Genomic DNA, 21,401 nt, shown 5'->3' with positions numbered 1-21,401 from the left:
TATGACTCTCGGGCCTCTCATCGTGCAGAGCGATCACACCGTGCTGCTCGAGGTAGCGCATCCGGATGCGGAGGATGCGCGCCACGAGCTCGCCGTCTTCGCGGAGCTCGAGCGCGCGCCGGAGCACATCCACACCTACCGGATCACGCGGCTCGGGCTGTGGAACGCCCGCGCGGCGGGGCACACGGCGGACGAGATCGTGGCGACGCTGGACCGGCACGCCAAGTTCCCCGTCCCGACGCAGGTGTCCGGCGAGATCGCGGAGACGATGCGCCGGTACGGCCGTCTCACCATCGAGCGCGCGGACCCGGATCCTCGGAGCGACGCATCGCATCGCGCGCCTGACGCCTCGAGCCAGCCCGCGGGCTCGGAGGCACCGCCCACCGGTCCGAGCCGCCTCGTGCTCCGCTCCGAGGATCCGGCGATCCTCCGAGAGGTGTCCGCCGCCAAGAAGGTCGCCCCGCTGCTCGGCGGCCGGCTCGACGAGCAGCGCATCGAGGTGCTGCCGTGGGCGCGCGGGCAGCTCAAGCAGGAGCTGGTGGCGCGCGGCTGGCCCGCCGAGGACCTCGCGGGCTACACGCCGGGCGAGCCCTACGACATCGAACTCGACGAGAGCGGCTGGCAGCTGCGGGACTACCAGCGCCGCGCCGTCGACGCGTTCGAGACCGGCGGCTCCGGCGTGGTGGTGCTCCCGTGCGGCGCGGGCAAGACGCTCGTGGGCGCCGGCGCGATGGCCGCGGTGGGGGCGAAGACGCTGATCCTCGTGACGAACACGGTCTCCGCGCGGCAGTGGAGGAACGAGCTCCTGCGGCGCACCACGCTGAGCGAGGACGAGATCGGCGAGTACTCCGGGCAGAGCAAGGAGATCCGGCCGGTCACGATCGCCACCTACCAGATCCTGACCAGCCGGCGGAAGGGCGAGTACGCGCACCTCTCGCTGCTCAGCGCACAGGACTGGGGCCTCATCGTCTACGACGAGGTGCACCTGCTGCCGGCGCCGGTGTTCAAGCTCACGGCGGATCTGCAGGCCAGGCGCAGGATCGGCCTGACCGCCACCCTCGTGCGCGAGGACGGCCGGGAGGGCGACGTGTTCAGCCTGATCGGGCCCAAGCGCTACGACGCGCCCTGGAAGGACATCGAGGCGCAGGGCTTCATCGCCCCCGCGGCCTGCTTCGAGGTGCGGGTGGATCTGCCGGAGAGCGAGCGCTACGAGTACTCGATCGCCTCGGACCAGGATCGCTACCGCCTCGCCTCCAGCGCCTCCACCAAGCAGACCCTCGCCCGGCGCATCGTCGAGCGGCATCCCGGCGAGAGCGTGCTCGTGATCGGCCAGTACATCGACCAGCTCGAGTCCATGGCGGAGGCGCTGAACGCACCGCTCATCACCGGCCAGACCCCGGTCGACGAGCGCGAGCGCCTCTTCCAGGCCTTCCGCGACGGCGAGGAGCCCCTGCTGGTCGTGTCGAAGGTGGCGAACTTCTCCGTGGATCTCCCGGACGCCTCGGTGGCGATCCAGATCTCCGGCTCCTTCGGCTCCAGGCAGGAGGAGGCGCAGCGCCTCGGCCGGCTCCTGCGGCCGAAGGCGGGCGGAGCCTCCGCCTCCTTCTACACCCTCGTGACCCGCGACACCGTGGATCAGGACTTCGCGCAGAACCGGCAGCGGTTCCTGGCCGAGCAGGGCTACAGCTACACGATCCTCGACGCCGACCAGCTCTGACCAGTCATCAGGCTTCCAGCCAACTCATAGCAAACGGTCAGATACTGGTTGCATGAACACGCAGCCCAAGGGTCCCCGTATTCTCATCGTCGACGACGAGCCGAGCATCCGCGAACTGCTCAGCACCAGCCTGCGCTTCGCCGGATTCGGCGTGCGCGCCGTGTCCAACGGCGCTCAGACCATCTCCGCCGTCCTCGAGGAGGAGCCGGATCTCATCATCCTCGACGTCATGCTGCCCGACATGAACGGCTTCAGCGTGACCAAGCGCCTGCGCTCGGCCGGCTACACGGCCCCGATCCTCTTCCTCACCGCGAAGGACGACGTCGAGGACAAGGTGCAGGGCCTCACCGTCGGCGGCGACGACTACGTCACGAAGCCGTTCAGCCTCGACGAGATCATCGCCAGGATCAAGGCGATCCTCCGCCGCACCACGCAGGAGAACGAGGACGCCGTGATCGCGGTGGGCCCCATCGTGCTCGACCAGGACACGCACGAGGTGACCGTCTCCGACGCGCAGGTCGAGCTGAGCCCGACCGAGTTCAAGCTGCTCCGCTACCTCATGCAGAACGCGAACCGCGTGCTCTCGAAGTCCCAGATCCTCGACCACGTGTGGGAGTACGACTTCAACGGCGACGCGGGCATCGTCGAGTCCTACATCTCATATCTGCGCCGCAAGCTCGATCCGCTGACCGAGGAGTCGCTGATCCAGACCAAGCGCGGTTTCGGCTACATGCTCAAGACAGACGCGAAGTAGCCCATGGCTGACCCGGCCGACGTGAGCGACCAGACCGAGGCGCCCGCGCCGAAGCAGAAGCTCGCGGATCGCTGGGCCGATGTCTCGCTGCGCACCAAGATCACCGGGGTGACGGTGTTCATCCTCTCGCTCGGGCTGATCGTCGCGGGCGTCGGCACGCAGGCGTTCCTGAGGCCGCAGCTGATCGGGGTGCAGGACGCCGAGTTGCGGCAGCTCTTCTCCAATCCGGCCGATGCGCTGGGGCCGGAGGCGGACACGAACGGCCTGACCGCCGCCGACGTGCAGAACGCGCCGAAGCGCTACTACGTGGCGGTGCTCGATCTGACGGGGGCGGTGCTGCACGACAACGATCGCGGCGATCAGAACGCGGCTCCGCTGCCCGAGGTGCCCGAGCTCACGCCGGAATGGGCGCGGCACAACTCCAACGCCCCCTTCGCGCTCACCGCCTCGGACGGCGTGGAGTGGCGGGCGGTGGCGATCCCCGTGGTGTCCGGAGCGGGCGGCGCGCCCGGGGGCATCCTCCTCATCGCGTCGTCGACGGCCGAGACCAACAGCCTGATGGCGCGCTTCACCCTGGTCTTCGCCGGCTTCAGCCTCGCGGTGCTGCTGCTCGGCGCGGCGCTGACCCGGATCCTCGTCACGAACACCTTCGTCCCGTTGGCCGAGGTGGAGCGCACCGCGCTCGAGATCTCCCGCGGCGACTTCTCGAAGCGCATCATGATCTCGGGGCCGAACACCGAGGTCGGGCACCTCGGCGAATCGCTCAACGTGATGCTCGACCACATCGACGCCTCCTTCGACGAACGCGTGCGCGCGCTCGAGCAGATGCGCCGCTTCATCGGCGATGCCGGGCACGAGCTGCGCACCCCGCTCGTCTCCGTGCGAGGGTATGCGGAGCTCTACCGGATGGGCGCGCTGCAGGACGACGAGCAGGTGTCGCTGGCGATGGGCCGCATCGAGAAGGAGGCGATCCGCATGACCTCGCTGGTCGAGGATCTGCTGTCGCTCGCGCGCCTCGACGAGCGCCGGCCGCTCGAGCGCACGCCTCTGCCGCTGAACCAGCTCGCGGCGGATGCCGCGCTCGACACGGTCGCGCAGGATCCCGACCGCGAGGTGCGGGTGGCCGAGGATCCGGCCTCCCCCGTCGTCGTCGGCGACGAGCACAAGGTGCGCCAGGTGATGACCAACCTCATCGGCAACGCGCTCCGCTACAGCCCGGCGGGCACGCCGCTGGAGATCGTCGTCTCGTCGGACGCGGCCGAGGGCCTCGCCCGCTTCGAGATCATCGACCACGGCGAGGGGATCCCGGAGCAGTTCCGGTCGAAGATCTTCGACCGCTTCTGGCGGGCCGACAACTCGCGCAACCGCGAGACCGGCGGCTCCGGGCTGGGGCTCTCGATCGTGCAGTCGATCGTGCGCGCCCACGACGGCAGGGTGAGCGCGCACGAGACCCCCGGCGGGGGCGCCACCTTCCGCGTCGAATTGCCGCTCGCGCCGGCCGAGTATCTCGCCGCGGACTGAGTGCAGCTCCGCGGACTGAATGCAGCTCCGCACGACCGATGCTTCGGAGTGCCTCACGAAAGGGATGCTGCCTTACGAAAGGGACGGCGTTTCCCACGCGAGCAACGTCCCTCTCGTAAGGCAGCATCCCTCTCGTGAGAAGCGTGACGGACACGAGGAGCGTGACACACGCGAAAGCGGGGCCGCACCCGAAGGTGCGACCCCGCTCCAAGGTTCGGACCCGTAGGCCCGGAGACCGAGCGCCCGGCAAGGCCGGGCGGGCAGGACTCAGAAGTCCATGCCACCGGTCGGATCGGCCGGGGCCGGAGCGGCGGGCTCGGGCTTGTCGGCGACGACGGCCTCGGTGGTGAGGAACAGGCCCGCGATGGAGCCGGCGTTCTGCAGCGCCGAACGGGTCACCTTGGCGGGATCCAGGATGCCCTGGGCAGCCAGGTCGCCGTACTCGCCGGTCGCGGCGTTGAGGCCGTGACCGAGGGGCAGGCCGGCCACGCGATCGGCGACCACGCCCGGCTCGAGGCCGGCGTTGAGCGCGATCTGGCGCAGCGGGGCCTCGATGGCGGCCTCGACGATCTTGGCGCCGACGGCCTCGTCGCCCGACAGCTCGAGCTTCGCGAAGACGTCCTTGCCGGCCTGGATGAGCGCGACGCCGCCGCCCGGCAGCACGCCCTCCTCGACGGCCGCCTTGGCGTTGCGGACCGCGTCCTCGATGCGGTGCTTGCGCTCCTTGAGCTCGACCTCGGTGGCCGCGCCCGCCTTGATGACGGCCACGCCGCCCGCGAGCTTCGCGAGGCGCTCCTGCAGCTTCTCGCGATCGTAGTCGCTGTCGGTGTTGTCGATCTCGCGGCGGATCTGGGTCACGCGGCCCTGGATCTGCTCCTCCTCGCCACCGCCCTGGACGATGGTGGTCTCGTCCTTGGTGATGATCACCTTGCGCGCGGTGCCGAGCAGGTCGAGGGTGGCGTTCTCGAGCTTGAGGCCGACCTCCTCGCTGATGACGGTGCCGCCGGTGAGGATCGCGATGTCCTGCAGCATGGCCTTGCGGCGGTCGCCGAAGCCGGGAGCCTTGACGGCGGCCGACTTGAAGATGCCGCGGATCTTGTTGAGCACCAGCGTCGCGAGCGCCTCGCCCTCGACGTCCTCAGCGATGATGAGCAGCTGCTTGCCCGACTGGATCACCGGGTCGACGACCGGGAGCAGATCCTTGATGTTCGAGACCTTGCTGTTGACGAGGAGGATGTAGGGATCCTCGAAGACCGCCTCCTGGCGGTCCGTGTCGGTGACGAAGTAGGCCGACAGGTAGCCCTTGTCGAAGCGCATGCCCTCGGTCAGCTCGAGCTCGGTGCCGAAGGTGTTCGACTCCTCGACGGTGACGACGCCCTCCTTGCCGACCTTGTCGATCGCCTCGGCGATCAGCTGGCCGATCTGCTCGTCGGCGGCGGAGATCGAAGCGGTGGCGGCGATCTCGTCGGTGGTCTCGATCTCCTTGGCGTTGGCGAGCAGCTGCTCGGACACCGCGGCCACGGCCTTCTCGATGCCCTTCTTGATCGCGATCGGGTCGGTGCCCGCCGCGACGTTGCGCAGGCCCTCGCGCACGAGCGCCTGGGCGAGCACGGTCGCGGTGGTGGTGCCGTCGCCCGCGACGTCGTCGGTCTTCTTCGCGACCTCCTTGACGAGCTCCGCGCCGATCTTCTCGAAGGGATCCTCGAGCTCGATCTCCTTGGCGATCGAGACGCCGTCGTTGGTGATCGTGGGGGCGCCCCACTTCTTCTCGAGCACGACGTTGCGGCCGCGCGGACCCAGGGTCACCTTCACGGCATCGGCAAGGGTGTTCAGACCCCGCTCAAGGCCGCGGCGTGCTTCCTCGTCAAACGCAATGATCTTTGCCATGTGTTCGCCCTCCTGGACGTGTTCCGGTGGCGCCGGGGAGCGGCGCCAGAGCATGAGTTCTTAGCACTCAGGTGTACCGACTGCTAAATCAATCTTGGCACTCACGCCCGGGGAGTGCAAGCAGAGCGCCGCGGGTCTGTGCTCGCGTTCAGCGAACGCCCGGCTCACCCCTGGGCATCCGCGGGCGCGGCCTCGCCCTCGTCGACCTCGTCCCTGCCCGGCCCCGCGTAGTCCGCCCCGAGGAGCACCACCAGCCGCACGCCGTACTCGTCGTAGTCGCTGCTCCTGACGGGCGACATCCCGCCGAGCTCGGCCGAGAGCCCGAGCGCGGCGGCCTCGTCCTCGGCGGCGGAGTAGAACACCGCGGAGATCTCGACGTCGTCGCTCGCCGCGATGCCCGCGAACGCGATCTCGCCCCACTCGTTGTCGGTGATCTGCCGCCCCACGGCGTTCTCCAGATCCGACACCTTCGTGCCGTTCAGGATGGCGACCGAGGCCTCGGGATCGAGCTCCGGCTCGGTCCGCTGAACGCCGGACCCGCTGCCGTTCCCGCCCTCGAGCATCCCCGTGGCGCCGGAGCCGAAGCTGTGCAGCGCGAAGATGCCGGCGCCGCCGAGCAGGACCACCCCGAGCACGACCGCCACCGCGTACCACCAGAAGCGGCGCCGCCTGGCGACCAGCCGGTGTGCTCCAGCGCGGCCGCTCCGCGGGACGCGATCGAAGCGATCCTCCGTCGCCTCGGCGCGAGCACGCGCGGTCGCGTCGTCACCGTGTTTCCGAGCCAAGCCCCGCTCCTCCCGCACCTCCGGCGTCGATCGCCCCACACACGCGAAGAGCCGCATGCTGATCCATAAGAATACACTCGGTGCTCCGCGAGTCCTGTGGTTGCCCTGAGCGAGTCCTCCTCGGCGCTGCGCGCTTCGGCCGGCCGCGAGTCGCGGCCGGCTCCCGACGGCGCGACGCGTCGCGTCGCTCAGAGCGAGTCGGGAGCATACACCGCACGTGCGAGGCCGTCGATCACGTCGGGGATGCGGGTGCCTCCCGCGAACAGCAGCGAGTCGTCGACGTCGACGATCCGGCGGTGCTCCCCGGCGGCGGTCAGGGCGATGCTCGGCTGCGCCTGGAGCAGCCCGTCGACCCCTCCGGCGCTCTCGAGCCCCTTGGTCATCACCAGGATGACGTCGGGATCCATCGCGATCAGCGCCTCCTCGGTCATCGGCTTCTCGCCCTCCCAGCCGATCTCCTCCGCCACGTCGATCGCGCCGATCGAGCGGATGAGGCTGTCCACCCCGCTGCCCTCGCCGAACAGGTAGAAGATGCCGGCCGTTCCCCTGACGTACAGGAACGCGACGCGGGGCAGCTTCGACCGGTCCTCGGGGAGCAGCCCCGCGATCTCGGCCTCCTTGTCGGCGATGGCGCCCTTGAGCGTCTCGATCACCCCCGGTGCGGCGTCGGGGATGCCGAGCGCGTCGGCGACCTGCTGCGCGGCGACGTAGCTGCTCTCGGGGTCGACCGCCCGATCGACCGTCACCACGGGGATGCCCGCGTCCCGCAGCTGCAGCACCACATCCGTGGGGCCGACGCTGCCGTCGGTGATGATGAGGGAGGGGTCGAGCGCGAGCACGCCCTCCGCGTCGATCGAGTGCCCGTCCCGTGTGACGACCGGGATGTCCTCGGCACCCGGGAAGTTCGTCGAGACGTCGCGCCCGACGATGCTCTCCGCGAGCCCGAAGGTGTGGACCAGTTCGCCGACGGATCCGCTGAGGGACAGCGGCACCACGCGCGACACGTCGGTGACGGTGATCTCCGTGTCGCCGGAACCGTCCTTCGACACGACCGTCGCCGGGAGCTCCGCCGCGGGCGGATCCTCGAGCGGAGGGATGCTCGGCCCGCCGATCACCGCCGTGGTCGGGCCCTCGTAGGCCGTCGGATCCGCGAGGGGCGTGAGCTCGGCGAGCGGCGGCAGATCGAGGGTCTCGACGGAGCCGGGCGCGTCGCCGTGGCCGCCCGCGGTGCAGGCGGCCAGGCCTGCCCCCAGCAGCGCCGCCAGTGCCAGCGCGAGAGTGCTTCGTCTCCAAGTGCTCATCCCGCCAAGCCTAACCCAACCAAGATAAGATGATCTGCGGGTCCGCACGGGCCCGGTGCGCGCCCCGGAGGCATCCCCGGCTGCGCGCGCTTCCGAACGCTGCCAGAGGCGCCATGACCCCTTCCACCCCCGCCGCCGCGGCGCAGCGCACGGCACTGCGCCAAGCCGCCCTGCAGACCGCGCTCATCGCCGCGCTCGCGCTGGCGCTCGTCGTCTCCGTGATCGTCTCGGCCGGCACCGGGCAGCTGGGCGTGGCACCGCAGGAGGTGCTCGGATCCCTGCTCCACCGCATCGGGATCGACTGGCTGCCCCTGCCGAGCCACCCGACGGGGGACGCCACGCTCTGGGCGATCCGCTTCCCCCGCGTCGCCATGGCCGTCCTGGTGGGAGCCGGCCTCGCCGTGGCCGGACTGCTCATGCAGGCGATCTTCGGCAACCCCCTCGCCGAGCCCGGCGTGATCGGCATCTCATCGGGCGCCGCGGTCGGCGCCGGCCTCGCGATCGTGTTCGGCCTGACCGTGTTCGGCGAGTGGACCACGGCCGTGCTCGCCTTCGCCGCGGGCCTCGGCGCGACGCTGCTCGTCTACGCGATGAGCCGCGCGGACGGGCGCACCGAGGTGGTCACCCTGGTCCTCACCGGCATCGCCGTCAACGCGATCGCCGGAGCCGCCATCGCCTTCCTGACCTTCATCGGCGACACCCAGTCCCGGGAGCAGATCGTGTTCTGGCAGCTGGGCAGCCTGGCGGGCAGCCGATGGACCCAGGTGGCGATCGTCGCACCGGTCGTCGCCGTCGGCCTCATCGCCGCCTATCTGTCCGCGCGCAAGCTCGACCTGCTCTCGCTGGGCGAGCGCAACGCGAGGCACCTCGGCGTCGACGTCGAGGCGCTCCGGATCGGCATGATCTTCATCGTCGCCCTGCTCACCGGCGCCGCCGTCGCGTTCGCGGGCATCATCGCCTTCGTCGGCCTCGTGATCCCGCACCTGATGCGGATGATCCTCGGCCCCGCGCATCTGCCCCTCGTCACCGCGTCGGCGCTGGGCGGCGCCCTCCTGCTCACGCTCGCGGACCTGGCCGCGCGCACGATCGTCCCGAACGCCGACATGCCGATCGGCATGCTCACGGCGCTGGTGGGCGGGCCGTTCTTCTTCTGGCTGCTGCGCCGCACCCGGAAGCGCGCCGGAGGGTGGGGGTGACCGTGGCGCGGCACGCAGCATTGCCGAGCCGCGCTGCGGCGGGAGAGATCGTGTGCGCGGCCGAGGACGTCGGGCTGGATCGCGGGGGCCGCGCCCTGCTCGACGCCGTGTCGCTCGAGCTGCGCGCGGGCGAGGTGCTCGCGCTGCTCGGGCCGAACGGCGCGGGCAAGTCGACGCTCCTCAGCCTCTTCTCCGGCGATACTCCCCCGGATCGCGGCACCGTGACCTTCGCGGGGCGCGAGATCTCGGAGTGGTCGCTGGCCGACCTCTCGCGCAGGCGGGGGGTGCTCCTGCAGGACAACCAGCTGCTCTTCCCGTTCACGGTGCACCAGGTCGTCGAGATGGGACGCGCGCCGTGGCGCCGCACTCCGCTCGAGGACGAGGACAACGAGGCGATCTCCGCCTCCCTCGACGCGGCCGACATCGCCCGGCTCGGCAGCCGGCGCGTGCCGTCGCTCTCGGGCGGCGAGCGGGCGCGCGTCGCGTTCGCGCGCGTGATCGCCGGCCGCACCGGTGTGCTCATGCTCGACGAGCCCACCGCGGCTCTCGACCTGGGTCACCAGGAGGCCGTGCTCTCCCTGGCCCGCGAGCGGGCCAGGGCCGGCGACGCCGTGCTCGTGGTGCTGCACGACCTCAACCTCGCCGGAGCGTACGCCGACCGCATCGCCCTGCTGCGGGCCGGGCGGCTCGTGGCGTGCGACGCTCCGGAGCGGGTGCTGACGGCCGAGCTCATCGGCGAGGTCTACGGCACCGAGGTGGAGGTGATCCCGCACCCGCGGACGGGCGCGCGCATCGTCCTGCCGGTGCGGGGCTGAGGTGCCCGGCGCACGCGGCCGGAGCATCGGGCTCGGGGCGCGGCGGTCGGCCGCGACCGTGCGCGCTCAGCGCTCGCGGATCGGTTTCTCCTGGCTCTTCTCCGCGCCGCGCTTCCCGCGGCCGCCGATCAGCAGCCCGAGCGTGAGGCCGATCACGAGCAGGGCGGCGCCGCCCACGATGATCGGCAGCCACGGCACCTGCGCGGCCGCCGGCTCGACGGCGGTCGGATCCTCCGCGGCGGGATCCGAGGGGGACTCCGTCGTCGGCTCGGCTGTCGTAGCCGCGTCGCCGCAGCCGTCGAAGCTCAGCTCGAGCGTGAGGGGGTCCAGCGACTCCCCCGCGTCGTAGAAGCCGGCGAAGGCCTTCGCCCCGCTGTTGGTCAGTGCGACCGGCAGCGCTTGCAGCTCGAGGGCGCCGTTCTGCGGCGCCGAAGATCCCGAGACCTCCACTTCGCCGACCCATTCCTGCTCGGCGTCGACCGCGAGCTCGCCCGCGACATCGGTGCTGCGCGCGTCGAGCAGCAGCGCGGCGGCCCCCTCGCCCTCGAACTCGATCGTCGGGTTCGCCAGGGTGAGGTCGAGCACGCCGTCGTGCCCGGTGAAGTGCACCGATCCGGTGAACGAGACCGTTCCGATACCGGTCTCGGGATCGAGCTCTCCGCTGGGATCGCTCCACAGGAAGTTCGGCGTCTCGTAGTCGGCGCCGTCGTCCGTCTCCCAGGAGCCGTTCGCGATGCTGCCCGAGATGTAGGACCGGAAGCTCTCCTTGATCCCCCAGGTGAGCGTGCCGCCGGAGACGACGCAGGCGGCGCCGTTCTCGGCGGGCAGCGTCGAGGAGCCGCCCGGGAGCGCGGCCGCGGCGGCGGACGGGACGAGCAGCGCGGCCGCGGTCGCGAGGGCGCCGAGGCTCACCGCGGCGCGGCGGCGGATGGGGAACGTCACAACGGGCCTCCTTGCGGACCGGGTCGGCGGGTGTCGGGTCGCACTCAGGACTGCTCTCGCCGCTGCCGGACGACGAGGAGGCTGGTGCAGGCCGCGATGAGGACGAGCGCCCCCGCCGCGGTCCACCACTCCCAGAGCGCCGGGCCGCTTGCGAGCTGCAGGGTCGGGCCGGCGGTGCGGAGCTGATCGGAGTCGATCGCGATGCTCGGCTCGGCGCTCACGGCCGCTGCTCTCCGCTCTCCCTCGGGCTCCAGGATCTCGATGACGGCGCCGGCGTTGACGCTGCCCTGCAGGGTGATCGTGTGGGTGCCGATGGCGTCCTCCGGGAGCGTGCCGGTCCAGCGGACGACGCCGTTCTCGTCGGCGCTGGCCTCGTCGTCGAGGAGGACCGGCTGCGAGTAGAGCACGACGAGCACGCCCTCGTCGTTCGGCTCGAAGCCGGCGGCCTCGATCTCGATGCGCCCGCCGGCCCGCAGCTTGTCGGCGGCGGTGAGCACGGTGACCCCGGTGAACGACGGCGGCGAGGGCGCCGGGATCCGCTTGAGCATCGCGGCCTTGCCGACCGCGGTTCTGCCGTAGCTGACGGCGCTCTCCGCGCCGACGGTGAAGGTGAGGGGGTCGACGCCCACCGTTCCGCCGCCGCCGGATCCGCCACCGCTGATGCTGCCGCGCACCGGTACGTCGCTCCACGTGACAGCGCCGCCCGGCCCGGTGGTCTTGGAGGCCGCCGCGAGGTCGAGCGTGAAGGTGCGGCCGCCCGCGGTGATGGTCCCCGAGCTCGCGCTGTCGACCGCGATCACCGGGTTGGCGAAGCTCTCGCTCATCAGGCCGCGGTGTCCGGAGAAGGTCACCACGCCCGAGTAGCGCACCGTGCCGGTCTCGGTCCGGAAATTCCAGTTGCCCCCCGTCGCCTGAGGAAAAACGAAGGCGCCGCCGCTGCGGCCGACGCCGCTGGTCTCGACGGATCCCTTCGCGATGCTTCCCGTGGCGTAGGCGGCGAACTCCGAGGAGACCCCCCAGATCAGCGAGCCTGCGGCGCGCCCGGAGCCGGAGCCCTCGGTCGCGACCGGCCGCTCGGCCTTCGATTTCGAGGGGGACTTCGGCTTCTTGACGGGGGGCACCTCGACGGGCTTCGCGCTGGCAGAGTCGGCGCCGATCGTGAAGGCGAGCCGGTCGAGCTCGTAGTCCTGCCCCACATACCCCTGGAAGTAGGTCTCCGCGCCCTCCTGGGTGAGGCGCACCACCGCGCCCGTGTAGCGGATCGAACCGTCCGCGTTGACCTTTCGGTCGGCGCCCTGCGCCCTCAGGTCGATCGTGGCGATGGTCATGGTCCTGGTTCCGTACGGCACCCGCAGCTCCGCCGACGACGCGCTCTTCACGTTCACGGTGGGGTTCGCGAGGTCGAGATCGAGCGCCCCGGAGTGCCCCCAGAAGTTCACCTTCCCCGCGTAGGAGACGGACCCCGTCCGGCTGGCGGAATCCCAGGTGTTCTTGGTCTGCGGGAACCGGTATCCCGCGCCGGTCTCGGTCGCGGGCTTCGTGACGGTGATCTTCCCGTTCGCGATGGGACCTTTCACGTAGGCGCGGAACGACTCGCGGACCCCCCAGTCGAAGCTGCCGACGGTGGTCGGGCTCCCGGGCTCGGCGGGTGGCGCCGTGGCGAAGGCCACGGGCGCGAACTGATCGAACTGCCCCGATCCCTCGCCCTGGAAGGCGTCGGAGAGGCGCACGAACACGCCGCATCGCGCTTCGCTGCTCTCGGAGAGGCAGTCCCGGGAGCCGAACGAGGTCGGCGGGGTCAGCGAGACCTCGAAGCTCCACACGCCGTCCGCGACGGTGCCGGTCGCGGGCCGGTCGTCGACCGGGGCGTGGCTCAGCGTCTGCTGCACCGTGCTGTCGCACTGGTCGGCCGCGGGGCGCTCGTCGCCGGGATCCGCGCACCACAGCAGCAGCACGGAGGTGTCGCCCTCCACGCCGCCCGCAGTGGAGCGCTCGGGGAACGCGCCCGTAACGGTGAGGGAGGCGCCCGGCTCGACGCCGGTCGTCGGACTCACCGAGATGCCGAACGTCGCGGCGGTCTCCGCCCGAGCGAGCGCCGTGCCCGGCGCGCCCGCGTCCTGCCGCGGGGCGCCCGACTCCGGCGGAGCAGCGGGAGCCGCCGCCTCGTCCGCGCTCGGATCGGCCGGGCTCTCGGCTTCTTCCACGTCCACGGATCCGGCCCGCTGACCGGATGCGGCCTCGTCGGCCCCCCGCTGCGGCTCCGACGCGCCGCTTCCGGTGGTCGCAGACTCGAGCGGCGCCTCGGCGACGCCCGTCGCGTCTGCGGAGTCCGCCTCTTCGGCGTGCGCGAGCGGCCCAGAGAGCAGCACTCCGCTCAGGACCAGCGACGCCGAGAGCAGCGTCGCGAGGATCCTCCGCGGTCTCCTGCGTACGCCCATCACGGGTCACTCTCCCCGAACTCTCCCGGGCCGCACTTCCGGCCCATCGTCAGGCCATGGTGAGGTCGGCCTTACTCTTGATTCATCACCAGTTTTTCTGAGATTCCGCGCCGATGCAAGTCATCACAGCGCTTGCGCAGGCGCGGAGCGCGCGAGACGGGCGGAGGGCCTTCCGGCCGACCGCCCGCCTCGGTGCTCGCGGAATCACCCGCTCGTCGTCACTACCTGACGACTCGCAGCGTGCGCGTTGCGCTGGTCTTCGCGACGGTGTTCGCGGTCGAGACGAGCTTGACCTTGATCTTGTGCGTGCCCCGCTTCAGCTTCGGCAGCTTCACCGTGGCCTTGCCCGCGCTGCTGAGCTTCTGCGTCTTGATCCGCTTCTTCCCGTCGAACACCTGCACGGTGTACTTCGCGGCCTTCGCCTTCAACGAGCCGGGGATGGTCGCGGTGACGCGGACGCGCGCGTTCTGCTTCGTCTTCACCTTCGACTTCACCAGCTTCGCGGAGACCTTCGGCGTGGCCTTCGTCACGCGCAGCGTCGCGGAGCCCGAGGAGTTCGCGAAGCGCGCGGCGTTGCTGGTGTAGGCGACCGTCGCCTTGTGCGACCCGGCCCGCACCGCCGCGTTCAGGCGGATGGTGGCCTTGCCGTTCGACAGGTTCGCCTGGTAGCTCTGCCCCGCCACCCGCAGGCGCACAGCACCGGTCGGCTGTTCGGCCGAGCCGGTCGCGGCGACCGTCACCGTCGCGCTGTTCGCCGCGTTGTACTTGGCGGACGACTTCGAGAGCTTCACCGCGGTCGTGGTGGCGGCCGCGACGGGCTCGGCGAAGACGGCATCCCACTGCGCCTCGGAGACGTCGAGCGTGCGCACGCCGTACAAGGTGTTGGCGCTCGGCAGGGCATGCGCCTTCCAGCTCACGACCTCGTACTGCTTGGTGCGGTCCAGCTTCGCCTTCGCGACGACCAGCGTGGAGGTCGCGGCCCGATCCGTGAAGCGGTTCGGCGTGATGTAGTCGACCTGCAGGCCGTGGTTGGTGAGCGAGAGCTCGTCGACCGTACCCGCCTCGATCACGGAGACGTAGGCTCCGGTGTCGGAGATGACGTCAGCGAGATCCGCCTTGACGCTGAGCCCGTCGCTCGTGGCGTCGACCACCGACGCGGTCAGCTGGGGAGAGGTGGTGTCGAGCTCGAACGAGAACGGACTCGGCTTGCGGTCATCGGCTCCGGTGTTGGTGACCGTGGTGGCGTAGGTCCAGGCCGCAACGGCCGGATCCGCGCTGGAGTCACCGGCGAGGAACGCCAGGAAGTCCTCGTGCCACAGACCCGCCAGCCCGGTCCAACTGGCCGACCCCTCGGCCAGCACCGGGGCGACCTCGTTGCCCTGGAGCTGGACGACGTCGACCCGCGCCGGTCCCCGCGTCGGCGCCTGGGCCGGGTCGAAGACCGAGGGGGGAACCGAGGTGCCGTAGGCCACGGAGGCCGAGACCACGCCGTTGCCGTTCGCGTCGAGTTCGACCTCGAGGTCTTCGAAGGTCAGCCAGCCGCCGCCGGTTGTGGCGTGGTTGACGCTCTTCCCCTCGAACGAGAGCTTCGCGTTCCCGTCGGGCGTCAGCGTTCCGGAGCCCGCTGCCCACGTGCTGATACGACTGGTCGCATCGAACGCGGCAGGCGCCGTGTAGTTCGCCGGCGACGGGTTCGGGCGGCCCGGGTTGGCCGAATTCAGATAGGTCGAGAGACCCCAGCTCGCCGAGCCGTCGGTGGCGGTCCGGATCGTGGACGGCTCATCGGCCAGCGCCGCGGTCGGCGCGATCGCCGCGCCGCTCACGGCGAGCAGGGCGGCGGTGATGGTCGCGAGCCACGCCGAAGACGTCCTCCGCGCACTCTTCTGTGCAGTCATATACGAGAGCACTCCTTGTTCGTTGTTTCCAGGGGAACTGCGGGGCGGTCCCGGCAGATCGGTTTTCATCCGAGGTAGTTTAGGCCAGACTCACCTCATTTACTTCCTATCATTCTCGTGAACTTCAGCTGATCGCGCAAGTCTCCGCGGCCCTCGCGCCCTCCGCCGAGGCGCCCCGCACAGCGCTCGAACACACCCCGCGCACCGCTGAATTACACTGAAGGGCACGCGAAAGGACACGACACCATGACCGATCCCACGGACCCGAGCACTCCCGGAGCCCTGCGGGCCGTGCGAGCCCGGCGATCCCACTCCAGGGTCACCGAGGACGCCCCCGAGCGCTCCGAGCTCGAAGGCCTCGTGTCGGCGCTCGCGAGCGTGGCGGATCACAGCGGGCTGCGCCCGTGGCGCATCATCGAGTGGCGCGGCGACGAGCGGCGACGGCTCGGCCGGGCGCTCGCCAAGGCCGGCGGCATGAGCCGGGAGAAGGGCATCGCCAAGGCCACCCGGGCGCCGCTGGTGCTGGCGATCGTCGTGAGCCCGCGCCCGAGCAAGAAGGTGCCGGTGTGGGAGCAGGAGGCCGTCGCCTCCGGGGCGGCGCACCTCCTGAGCCTGCTGCTGGACGAAGCGGGATGGGGCGTGATCTGGCGCACCGGCTCACCGGCGCGCTCGAAGGCGGCGCGGCGGGCCCACCGGCTCGACAAGCACGAGTATCTGCTCGGCTGGCTGTACGTCGGAGGGATCCCGGAGCGCAGCCGCAAGCCGAAGCCCCGCAAGCCCCTCGACCTCGCCCGGCATCTTTCCACCCCCTGACCCGCCGCTCTCTGAAGATCCTCGCGCGCGCCCATCCCGACTCGCGCCCATCCCGACTCGCGCATCCTCCCCCGCTCCTCTCTCGGCCTTGTCCTCGCGCGCGCCCCTTCCCTTCCCTCTCGTCGCGCACCTTTCCCCTTCTCGCGCGCGCCCTCTCCTTCCCTCTCCCTTGCCCTTCCCTCTCCCCTGAACGTCCCCTCTCGCGCGCCCCTTCCCTTCCCTCTCGCCCCTCCCCCTCTCCTTCGCCCTTCCCTCTCGCCCCTCCGCGCCCGTTCCCCTCCCCCCCCCCCCGGGCGCCCGCGCTCTCCCCGCCCGTGGACCCGAAGTGCCCTTTCGTCTGCCGGGAAAGGGCACTTCGGGTCCACTCGACGGAGCCGGAGAGAGGAGAGCGAGGAGAGCGAGTGGAAGCGGCAGGCGCGTTGATGACAGGCGTCGCGAGCAGCTCTCCGGTGCAGGGGGCGGACACGCCTCTGGTTCAGGGGGCGGGCAGCAGCTCGGGGCGCAGGGGCGCATCCGGCGTTCGGACCCCCAGCGCCTCCGCCACGCGTCGCACCGTCTCAAGGGGGCGGAGGAACAGATCCTCGGCGTGAACACGGAGGACCCGGTAGCCGCGCTCCCGCACTCGATCCAGCCGCCGCACGTCCTTCAGGTACTGGGCGCGGGAGCTTCGATGCTGTTCGCCGTCGTACTCGACGACGAGCTTCGCCTCCCGGCACGCCAGATCGAAGCGGCCGATCCTCCCCTCCCCGTCGAACAGCTCGACCTGCAAGTCGAAGCGCTCGGCCAGGCCGTGTGCCTCGAGCAGGAGCCTCAAGAGGGTCTCCATCCGGGATTCCGAACCCGTGCGCGCGAACTGCAGCGCCCTCCTGAGCCGCCTCGATCCCGGCAGCCCGCCCGCGGCGGCACGCGGCGGCTCGACCGGAAGAAGCGGGGTCCTCGCCCCGGAACCCAGCATGAGATGATCGAGCGCAACGACGAGTTCCACGACGTTCAGCGAGGCCGCGGCCTGGCGCAGCGCGAGTTCCGCGGGAACGACGGGAAGCCCCGCAGGAGAGCCCCGCGGCTCGAAATCCCTGCGTGACACATGGCCGCGTACCCCGGCCGCGCGCCGCGCACGCGCAGGCCAGGGTGCCGTCACATGAACCGGCTGCGGAGCCGCATCCCCTCCTGCGGAACGCTCGACCAGGGGGCGAAGCGGGCAACCGAGCAGGATCAGGGCCGTCTCATGGCTGAACGCCTCGCCACGCCGAAGGAGCACCGCGAACGACTCCGCGGATCGCCGCACCGCATCGGCATAGGAGGCGTAGGACGAGTGCGGGCCCTGCTCGACACGAGCCACGGGGCGGCGCACTCCCCGGAAGGGCCGGTCGAAGCGTTCGTGTCGCAGCGCCTTCACGCCCAAGCCGGCCTGCAAGCCCTCCGCATAGCGGAACGGCATTCCGCGCAGTGCGTGCGGGACGGGTTCGCGGGGTCTGGGCATGCTTCAAGCATGGTCCTCCCCCACCCGCGCCTCGCGCTCGAAACAGAATCTGCGGATAAGTCGGACGCACGGATCACTAGCGCTGAGCTGTGAGGGGCGAGTGCCGGGCAGTTCCGCCGCTTTCGAGCCGCGATCGGACGCAAACTGCCCTTTGAGAGGACGGGAAAGGGCAACATGCGACCACACGCGGTGGGGTTCCGGGCACGGAGAGGAAGGAGAAGGAGGAGAAGAACGGGGAGCGGGAAGAGAGGAGAGAGGAGAGAGGAGAGAGGAGAGAGGAGAGGGGAGAGAGGAGAGAGGAGAGAGGAGAGAGGATTAGGGAGGGAAGAAGGGGAGAAGGGGAGAGGGAAGAAGAAAGTAAAGGATGGGGAGGGGAAAGTTAAAAAAGAAGAAAGGAGAGAGAAAAGGAACGGAAGAGCAGAAGGAAAGGAGAGGAGGGGAGGGGAGGAGGGGAGGAAGAAGGAGAAGAGGGTAAGGAGGGAGAGGGGAAGGGAAGGAGAAAGGAATGAGAAGAAAGGAGTGAGAAGAAAGGAGTGAGGAGTGAGGAGTGAGGAGAAAGCGCGGGAGCGCGGGAGCGCGGGAGCGCGGGAGCGCCCGGTCGCGGCAAGGCGGACAAGACGCACGAGAGACGAACAAACGCAGGAGGCGGACAAGACGCACGAGACGCACGAGACGGGCAAGATACACGAGGCGAGCAAACGCACGAGACGAGCGGCATGCACGAGACGGGAAGGTGCGCAAGGGGTGGGAGCGCGACCCCGAACGCGGTATCGTTGGTGAGATGAGCGACGGCTACGAGTTCCGACTCGGCGACAACGAGTGGCGCGAGCGACTGAGCCCCGAGGAGTATGCGATCCTCCGCGAGGCCGCGACCGAGCGCCCCGGCACCGGCGAGCTCCTCGACGAGTGGGGCGACGGCCTCTACCGCTGCCGGGCTTGCGGCAACGAGCTCTTCCGCAGCGGCACCAAGTTCGAATCCCACTGCGGCTGGCCGAGCTTCTACGAGAGCGTGCGCCCCGACGCCGTGGAGCTGCTCGAGGACACGACCCTCGGCATGCAGCGCACGGAGGTGCGCTGCGCGCGCTGCGGATCGCACCTGGGCCACGTGTTCCCGGACGGTTTCGGCACCCCGACCGGCGACCGCTACTGCATGAACTCGCTCGCGCTCTCCTTCGACGAGGATCCGCCCGAGAAGTAGCGGAACACGCGCCCGGGATCCCGGTCGGAGCCGTTACCCCCTCCGCCGCGACGGGAGCGCCGCGATCGTCACCGCCAGCAGCGCGATGGCGGCCCCCGCCAGCAGCCACGGAGTGAGTCCGTCCGCCAGGGGCAGTGCGGCCTCGAACGCGACGGCGGCGAGGAGTTGCCCGGCGACATTCGACATGCTGAGCAGCAGCACCCCGGCGGCGCGCACCAGCATCGCCGCGATGCCGATGAAGATCACGCCGGTCGCGCCGCCGATGTAGAGCAGCGGATCGCTCGGCCAGGTCTCGGGCCAGCCGCCCACGGCGACCGACACGGACGCAGCGACGACCAGGATCGCCGTGCCGACGACGAAGTTGACGAAGGTGGAGGTGACCGCGCTCTGCGCCGCGGCGCGCACCAGCCCGTTGACCGCCGACTGCCAGGCGACCAGCGCGCCGGAGATCAGAGGCAGCAGCATGAGCCACAGCTGAGACCCATGGCCCTCGTCGCCTCCGCCGAAGTCGCTCAGCACCGACAGCGCCACCGCGACGATGGCGAGCACCGTGCCGATGACGCGCTGCGGCGTGGGATCGACCCTCCCGCCCGGGCCGAGCCCGAGACGGTCCATGACCAGTCCGCCGAACACCTGCCCGGCGACGATGCCCACCGTGAACAGCGCGAGGCCGATGACCGACGCGACCAGCCCCTGGCCGAGCACGAAGAAGGCGCCGCACGCGCCGCCGGTCAGCGCCCACCAGGGCAGGCGGCGCGAGCCCAGCTCGGCACGCAGCCTGCGGAACCCGTCCTTGGCGTCGCGGGAGAGGATCACGATGAGCACGAGGATCGCCAGTCCCGAGGAGAAGGAGACCGCGGCCGTGAGATAGCCGTCGCCGAGTTCCTGGCTCAGCCCGCCGTTCACACGGGACTGCACGGCGACGAGCATCCCCGCGAAACCGCTGCCCAGCAGGGCGGCCCACACGGGGGGCGCATATTTCGGGGTCACCAGACAACCTTAGACGACGCGACGCGGCGCGGCGCGGGGACAGCGACCGCGTCGGACGGGCCGCAGCCGATGATCGTGGGAGAATCGAACCGTGGGAGAGTTCGGTTTCTCGTTCGTGGGCACGGCGTTCCTGCTCGCGGCGCTCGTGCCGAATCTGCTGTGGGCGCGCTTCGGGGTCGCGAGCGACTACGATCCCTCCGGCGAGAACCGTGTCCTGCGCGTCATCGAGCGCACCGGCCAAGTGCTGCTCACGGCATCGCTCGTGCTCTTCTCCGACACCGGACTGCGCGCCTGGACGCCCTGGTCGTGGTGGCTCGTGGCGGCGATCGCCGCGATGCTGCTCTACGAGGCGGCATGGATCCGGTACTTCGCCGGACCGCGACGCAACGCCGACTTCTACCGTCCGCTTCTCGGCATCCCGGTCCCGCTGGCTCTGCTGCCGATGCTCGGATGCCTGCTGCTGGGCGTCTACGGTCTGCTGCTGCCGCTCATCGTCTCGGCGATCGTCGCCGGGATCGGCCACGTCGGGATCCATCTCCAGCACGCTCTCCGCGCGCGGTGAGCCGGTGGAGCCGCCTATCGGACTCGAACCGATCACCTGCGCTTTACAAGGGCGCTGCTCTACCAGATGAGCTAAGGCGGCGAGGGACGACCGGCCCTCGTGCGCCGGTCGCCCGTCGAGACTAGTCGGTTTCGGCCGCAGTGTCCTCCTCGGTCTCCGCCGGCGTCTCCTCGGAGCTGCCGCCGTTGCCCTCGATATCGTCCCGGACCTTCAGGATGTACTGCTCGAGGTCGCCGTCGCGAGTGGCATCCCACTGCTTCCCGTTCACCGTCACGGTGGGGGTGCTGACGAGGCGCTGCGGCTCGCCCTCGGGCTGCAGCTCGGTCGAGCTCCGCGGCATCAGCATCCGCTCGCCCTCGGCGAGGCTCAGCACGCCGTTCTCGCTGACCTGCTTGTAGTTCGCCGAGATGAATCCGCCGAAGCGCTGATCCTTCACGCACTGGCGCAGCTCGTCCGTCGCCGTCGCCCCCGCGACCTCGGCCTGCTCGATGAGCTGCTCGTCGGTCAGCCCCGTGCTGCTCTCGGTCGGCTGCACCTCGGCGCTCAGCAGCTGATTGTGCAGCGTGAACGCGTAGTCCGGCTGCTGCTCGACCACGCAGCTCACCAGGTTCGCCGCTCGCGTCGAGTATTTCGACGCCGCATCGAGGAAGTTGATCGGGTAGACCGTGAGCGTGATGTCGCCGCTGCCGATGTAGTTCTGGAACACCTCGCCGTACTGCTGCTCGAACGCGCCGCACGCCGGGCACATGTAGTCCACGTAGATCGTCACGTCGATCGGCAGCTGCGACCAGTCCACGTCGCGCGGCTGGCGCTCCTCGCCCTCGGCGAGCGCCGGGGTCGGCTCGACCTTCAGGTCCGTGCCGAACGTCACACCGCCCGAGACCATGTTCTCCGGCCCGGGACCGGCCGGCTTGAGGGTCTGCATGAGCACCAGACCGACGACGGCGAGGATGGCCAGAACGCCGAGCACCACACCGCCCTGCAGCAGCACCCGATTGCGCTTCTCCCGCTTCTTCTCGGCCTCGCGGGCCACCCGCGCCTGCTCGCGCGCCTGGTCGCGGCGCTGCTGCTTCGTCAGTTTCTCTTCTGCCATTCCTGTCTCCTCAT

At 70.5% G+C, this 21,401-nt stretch carries 18 protein-coding genes and 1 tRNA gene; 9 read left to right on the top strand and 10 right to left on the bottom strand.

Annotation, left to right across the window (positions count from 1 at the left end; translation table 11 throughout):
* Position 1: 1 nt before the first annotated feature.
* Genes J4H92_RS01625 through J4H92_RS01615 form a run of 3 tightly spaced genes read left to right on the top strand, consistent with a single transcriptional unit; the run spans position 2 to position 3,992 of the window.
* A complete protein-coding gene (locus J4H92_RS01625; protein WP_208095284.1) occupies positions 2-1,717 on the top strand; it encodes a DNA repair helicase XPB in 1,716 nt (571 codons plus the stop codon).
* Positions 1,718-1,769: 52 nt separating this feature from the next.
* Entirely contained in the window at positions 1,770-2,471 is a 702-nt protein-coding gene (locus tag J4H92_RS01620; RefSeq protein ID WP_208095283.1) for a response regulator transcription factor, read from the top strand.
* A gap of 3 nt (positions 2,472-2,474) precedes the next feature.
* Positions 2,475-3,992, top strand: coding sequence for a sensor histidine kinase (locus J4H92_RS01615; RefSeq protein ID WP_208095282.1), 1,518 nt, complete (start codon positions 2,475-2,477; stop codon positions 3,990-3,992).
* A gap of 267 nt (positions 3,993-4,259) precedes the next feature.
* Here J4H92_RS01615 and groL read toward each other — a convergent pair whose 3' ends face one another.
* The 3 genes from groL to J4H92_RS01600 form a co-directional block, all read right to left on the bottom strand.
* The gene (gene groL / locus J4H92_RS01610) at positions 4,260-5,879 is read right to left on the bottom strand and encodes a chaperonin GroEL (RefSeq protein WP_208095281.1); all 1,620 of its coding nucleotides are present in this window, start codon (positions 5,877-5,879) and stop codon (positions 4,260-4,262) included.
* 164 nt (positions 5,880-6,043) lie between these two features.
* Positions 6,044-6,664, bottom strand: coding sequence for a LytR C-terminal domain-containing protein (locus J4H92_RS01605; protein WP_208095280.1), 621 nt, complete (start codon positions 6,662-6,664; stop codon positions 6,044-6,046).
* 188 nt (positions 6,665-6,852) lie between these two features.
* Complete coding sequence (locus tag J4H92_RS01600; protein WP_208095279.1) at positions 6,853-7,965, bottom strand: heme/hemin ABC transporter substrate-binding protein; 1,113 nt, start codon at positions 7,963-7,965, stop codon at positions 6,853-6,855.
* Between the two features lie 113 nt (positions 7,966-8,078).
* Between J4H92_RS01600 and J4H92_RS01595 the strand changes: the two genes are divergently transcribed.
* Both J4H92_RS01595 and J4H92_RS01590 read left to right on the top strand, forming a co-directional pair.
* Positions 8,079-9,161: a FecCD family ABC transporter permease gene (locus tag J4H92_RS01595; protein ID WP_208095278.1), complete on the top strand. Its 1,083-nt coding sequence runs from the start codon at positions 8,079-8,081 to the stop codon at positions 9,159-9,161.
* 2 nt (positions 9,162-9,163) lie between these two features.
* Positions 9,164-9,976 carry a heme ABC transporter ATP-binding protein gene (locus J4H92_RS01590; protein WP_341782966.1) on the top strand — a complete coding sequence of 271 codons (813 nt, stop codon included), beginning with the start codon at positions 9,164-9,166 and terminating at the stop codon, positions 9,974-9,976.
* 66 nt (positions 9,977-10,042) lie between these two features.
* Here the strand turns inward: J4H92_RS01590 and J4H92_RS01585 are convergent, their stop codons facing one another.
* From J4H92_RS01585 to J4H92_RS01575, 3 genes are all read right to left on the bottom strand, one after another.
* On the bottom strand, positions 10,043-10,918 hold the full coding sequence (locus J4H92_RS01585) for an HtaA domain-containing protein (RefSeq protein WP_208095276.1): 876 nt from the start codon (positions 10,916-10,918) through the stop codon (positions 10,043-10,045).
* A gap of 44 nt (positions 10,919-10,962) precedes the next feature.
* Complete coding sequence (locus J4H92_RS01580; protein ID WP_208095275.1) at positions 10,963-13,356, bottom strand: HtaA domain-containing protein; 2,394 nt, start codon at positions 13,354-13,356, stop codon at positions 10,963-10,965.
* 221 nt (positions 13,357-13,577) lie between these two features.
* Positions 13,578-15,251, bottom strand: a complete 1,674-nt coding sequence (locus tag J4H92_RS01575) for an Ig-like domain repeat protein (protein ID WP_208095274.1) — start codon at positions 15,249-15,251, stop codon at positions 13,578-13,580.
* Positions 15,252-15,497: 246 nt separating this feature from the next.
* On the opposite strand from J4H92_RS01575, the gene J4H92_RS01570 reads away from it, so the two are divergent.
* The gene (locus J4H92_RS01570; protein ID WP_208095273.1) at positions 15,498-16,064 is read left to right on the top strand and encodes a nitroreductase family protein; all 567 of its coding nucleotides are present in this window, start codon (positions 15,498-15,500) and stop codon (positions 16,062-16,064) included.
* Positions 16,065-16,539: 475 nt separating this feature from the next.
* On the opposite strand, the gene J4H92_RS01565 is transcribed toward J4H92_RS01570, so the two are convergent.
* A complete protein-coding gene (locus J4H92_RS01565; RefSeq protein WP_208095272.1) occupies positions 16,540-17,544 on the bottom strand; it encodes an endonuclease domain-containing protein in 1,005 nt (334 codons plus the stop codon).
* A 174-nt stretch (positions 17,545-17,718) separates the two neighbouring features.
* Between J4H92_RS01565 and J4H92_RS01560 the strand changes: the two genes are divergently transcribed.
* Both J4H92_RS01560 and msrB read left to right on the top strand, forming a co-directional pair.
* Positions 17,719-18,081 carry a hypothetical protein gene (locus J4H92_RS01560; protein ID WP_208095271.1) on the top strand — a complete coding sequence of 121 codons (363 nt, stop codon included), beginning with the start codon at positions 17,719-17,721 and terminating at the stop codon, positions 18,079-18,081.
* 244 nt (positions 18,082-18,325) lie between these two features.
* A complete protein-coding gene (msrB, locus tag J4H92_RS01555; RefSeq protein ID WP_208095270.1) occupies positions 18,326-18,742 on the top strand; it encodes a peptide-methionine (R)-S-oxide reductase MsrB in 417 nt (138 codons plus the stop codon).
* A gap of 33 nt (positions 18,743-18,775) precedes the next feature.
* Here msrB and J4H92_RS01550 read toward each other — a convergent pair whose 3' ends face one another.
* Positions 18,776-19,732: a DMT family transporter gene (locus tag J4H92_RS01550; protein WP_341782965.1), complete on the bottom strand. Its 957-nt coding sequence runs from the start codon at positions 19,730-19,732 to the stop codon at positions 18,776-18,778.
* Positions 19,733-19,823: 91 nt separating this feature from the next.
* On the opposite strand from J4H92_RS01550, the gene J4H92_RS01545 reads away from it, so the two are divergent.
* Positions 19,824-20,294 carry a hypothetical protein gene (locus J4H92_RS01545; RefSeq protein ID WP_208095269.1) on the top strand — a complete coding sequence of 157 codons (471 nt, stop codon included), beginning with the start codon at positions 19,824-19,826 and terminating at the stop codon, positions 20,292-20,294.
* Between the two features lie 5 nt (positions 20,295-20,299).
* Here the strand turns inward: J4H92_RS01545 and J4H92_RS01540 are convergent.
* Together J4H92_RS01540 and J4H92_RS01535 are read right to left on the bottom strand one after the other, a co-directional pair.
* Positions 20,300-20,375, bottom strand: a tRNA-Thr gene (locus J4H92_RS01540).
* Positions 20,376-20,415: 40 nt separating this feature from the next.
* Positions 20,416-21,387 carry a DsbA family protein gene (locus J4H92_RS01535; protein WP_208095268.1) on the bottom strand — a complete coding sequence of 324 codons (972 nt, stop codon included), beginning with the start codon at positions 21,385-21,387 and terminating at the stop codon, positions 20,416-20,418.
* Between the last annotated feature and the right edge of the window lie 14 nt (positions 21,388-21,401).

The sequence above is a fragment of the Leucobacter weissii genome, assembly GCF_017565745.1.
Taxonomy (GTDB): domain Bacteria; phylum Actinomycetota; class Actinomycetes; order Actinomycetales; family Microbacteriaceae; genus Leucobacter; species Leucobacter weissii.
Note: the sequence above shows the minus strand (reverse complement) of the source record. Positions and strands in the feature narration are given on the sequence as shown.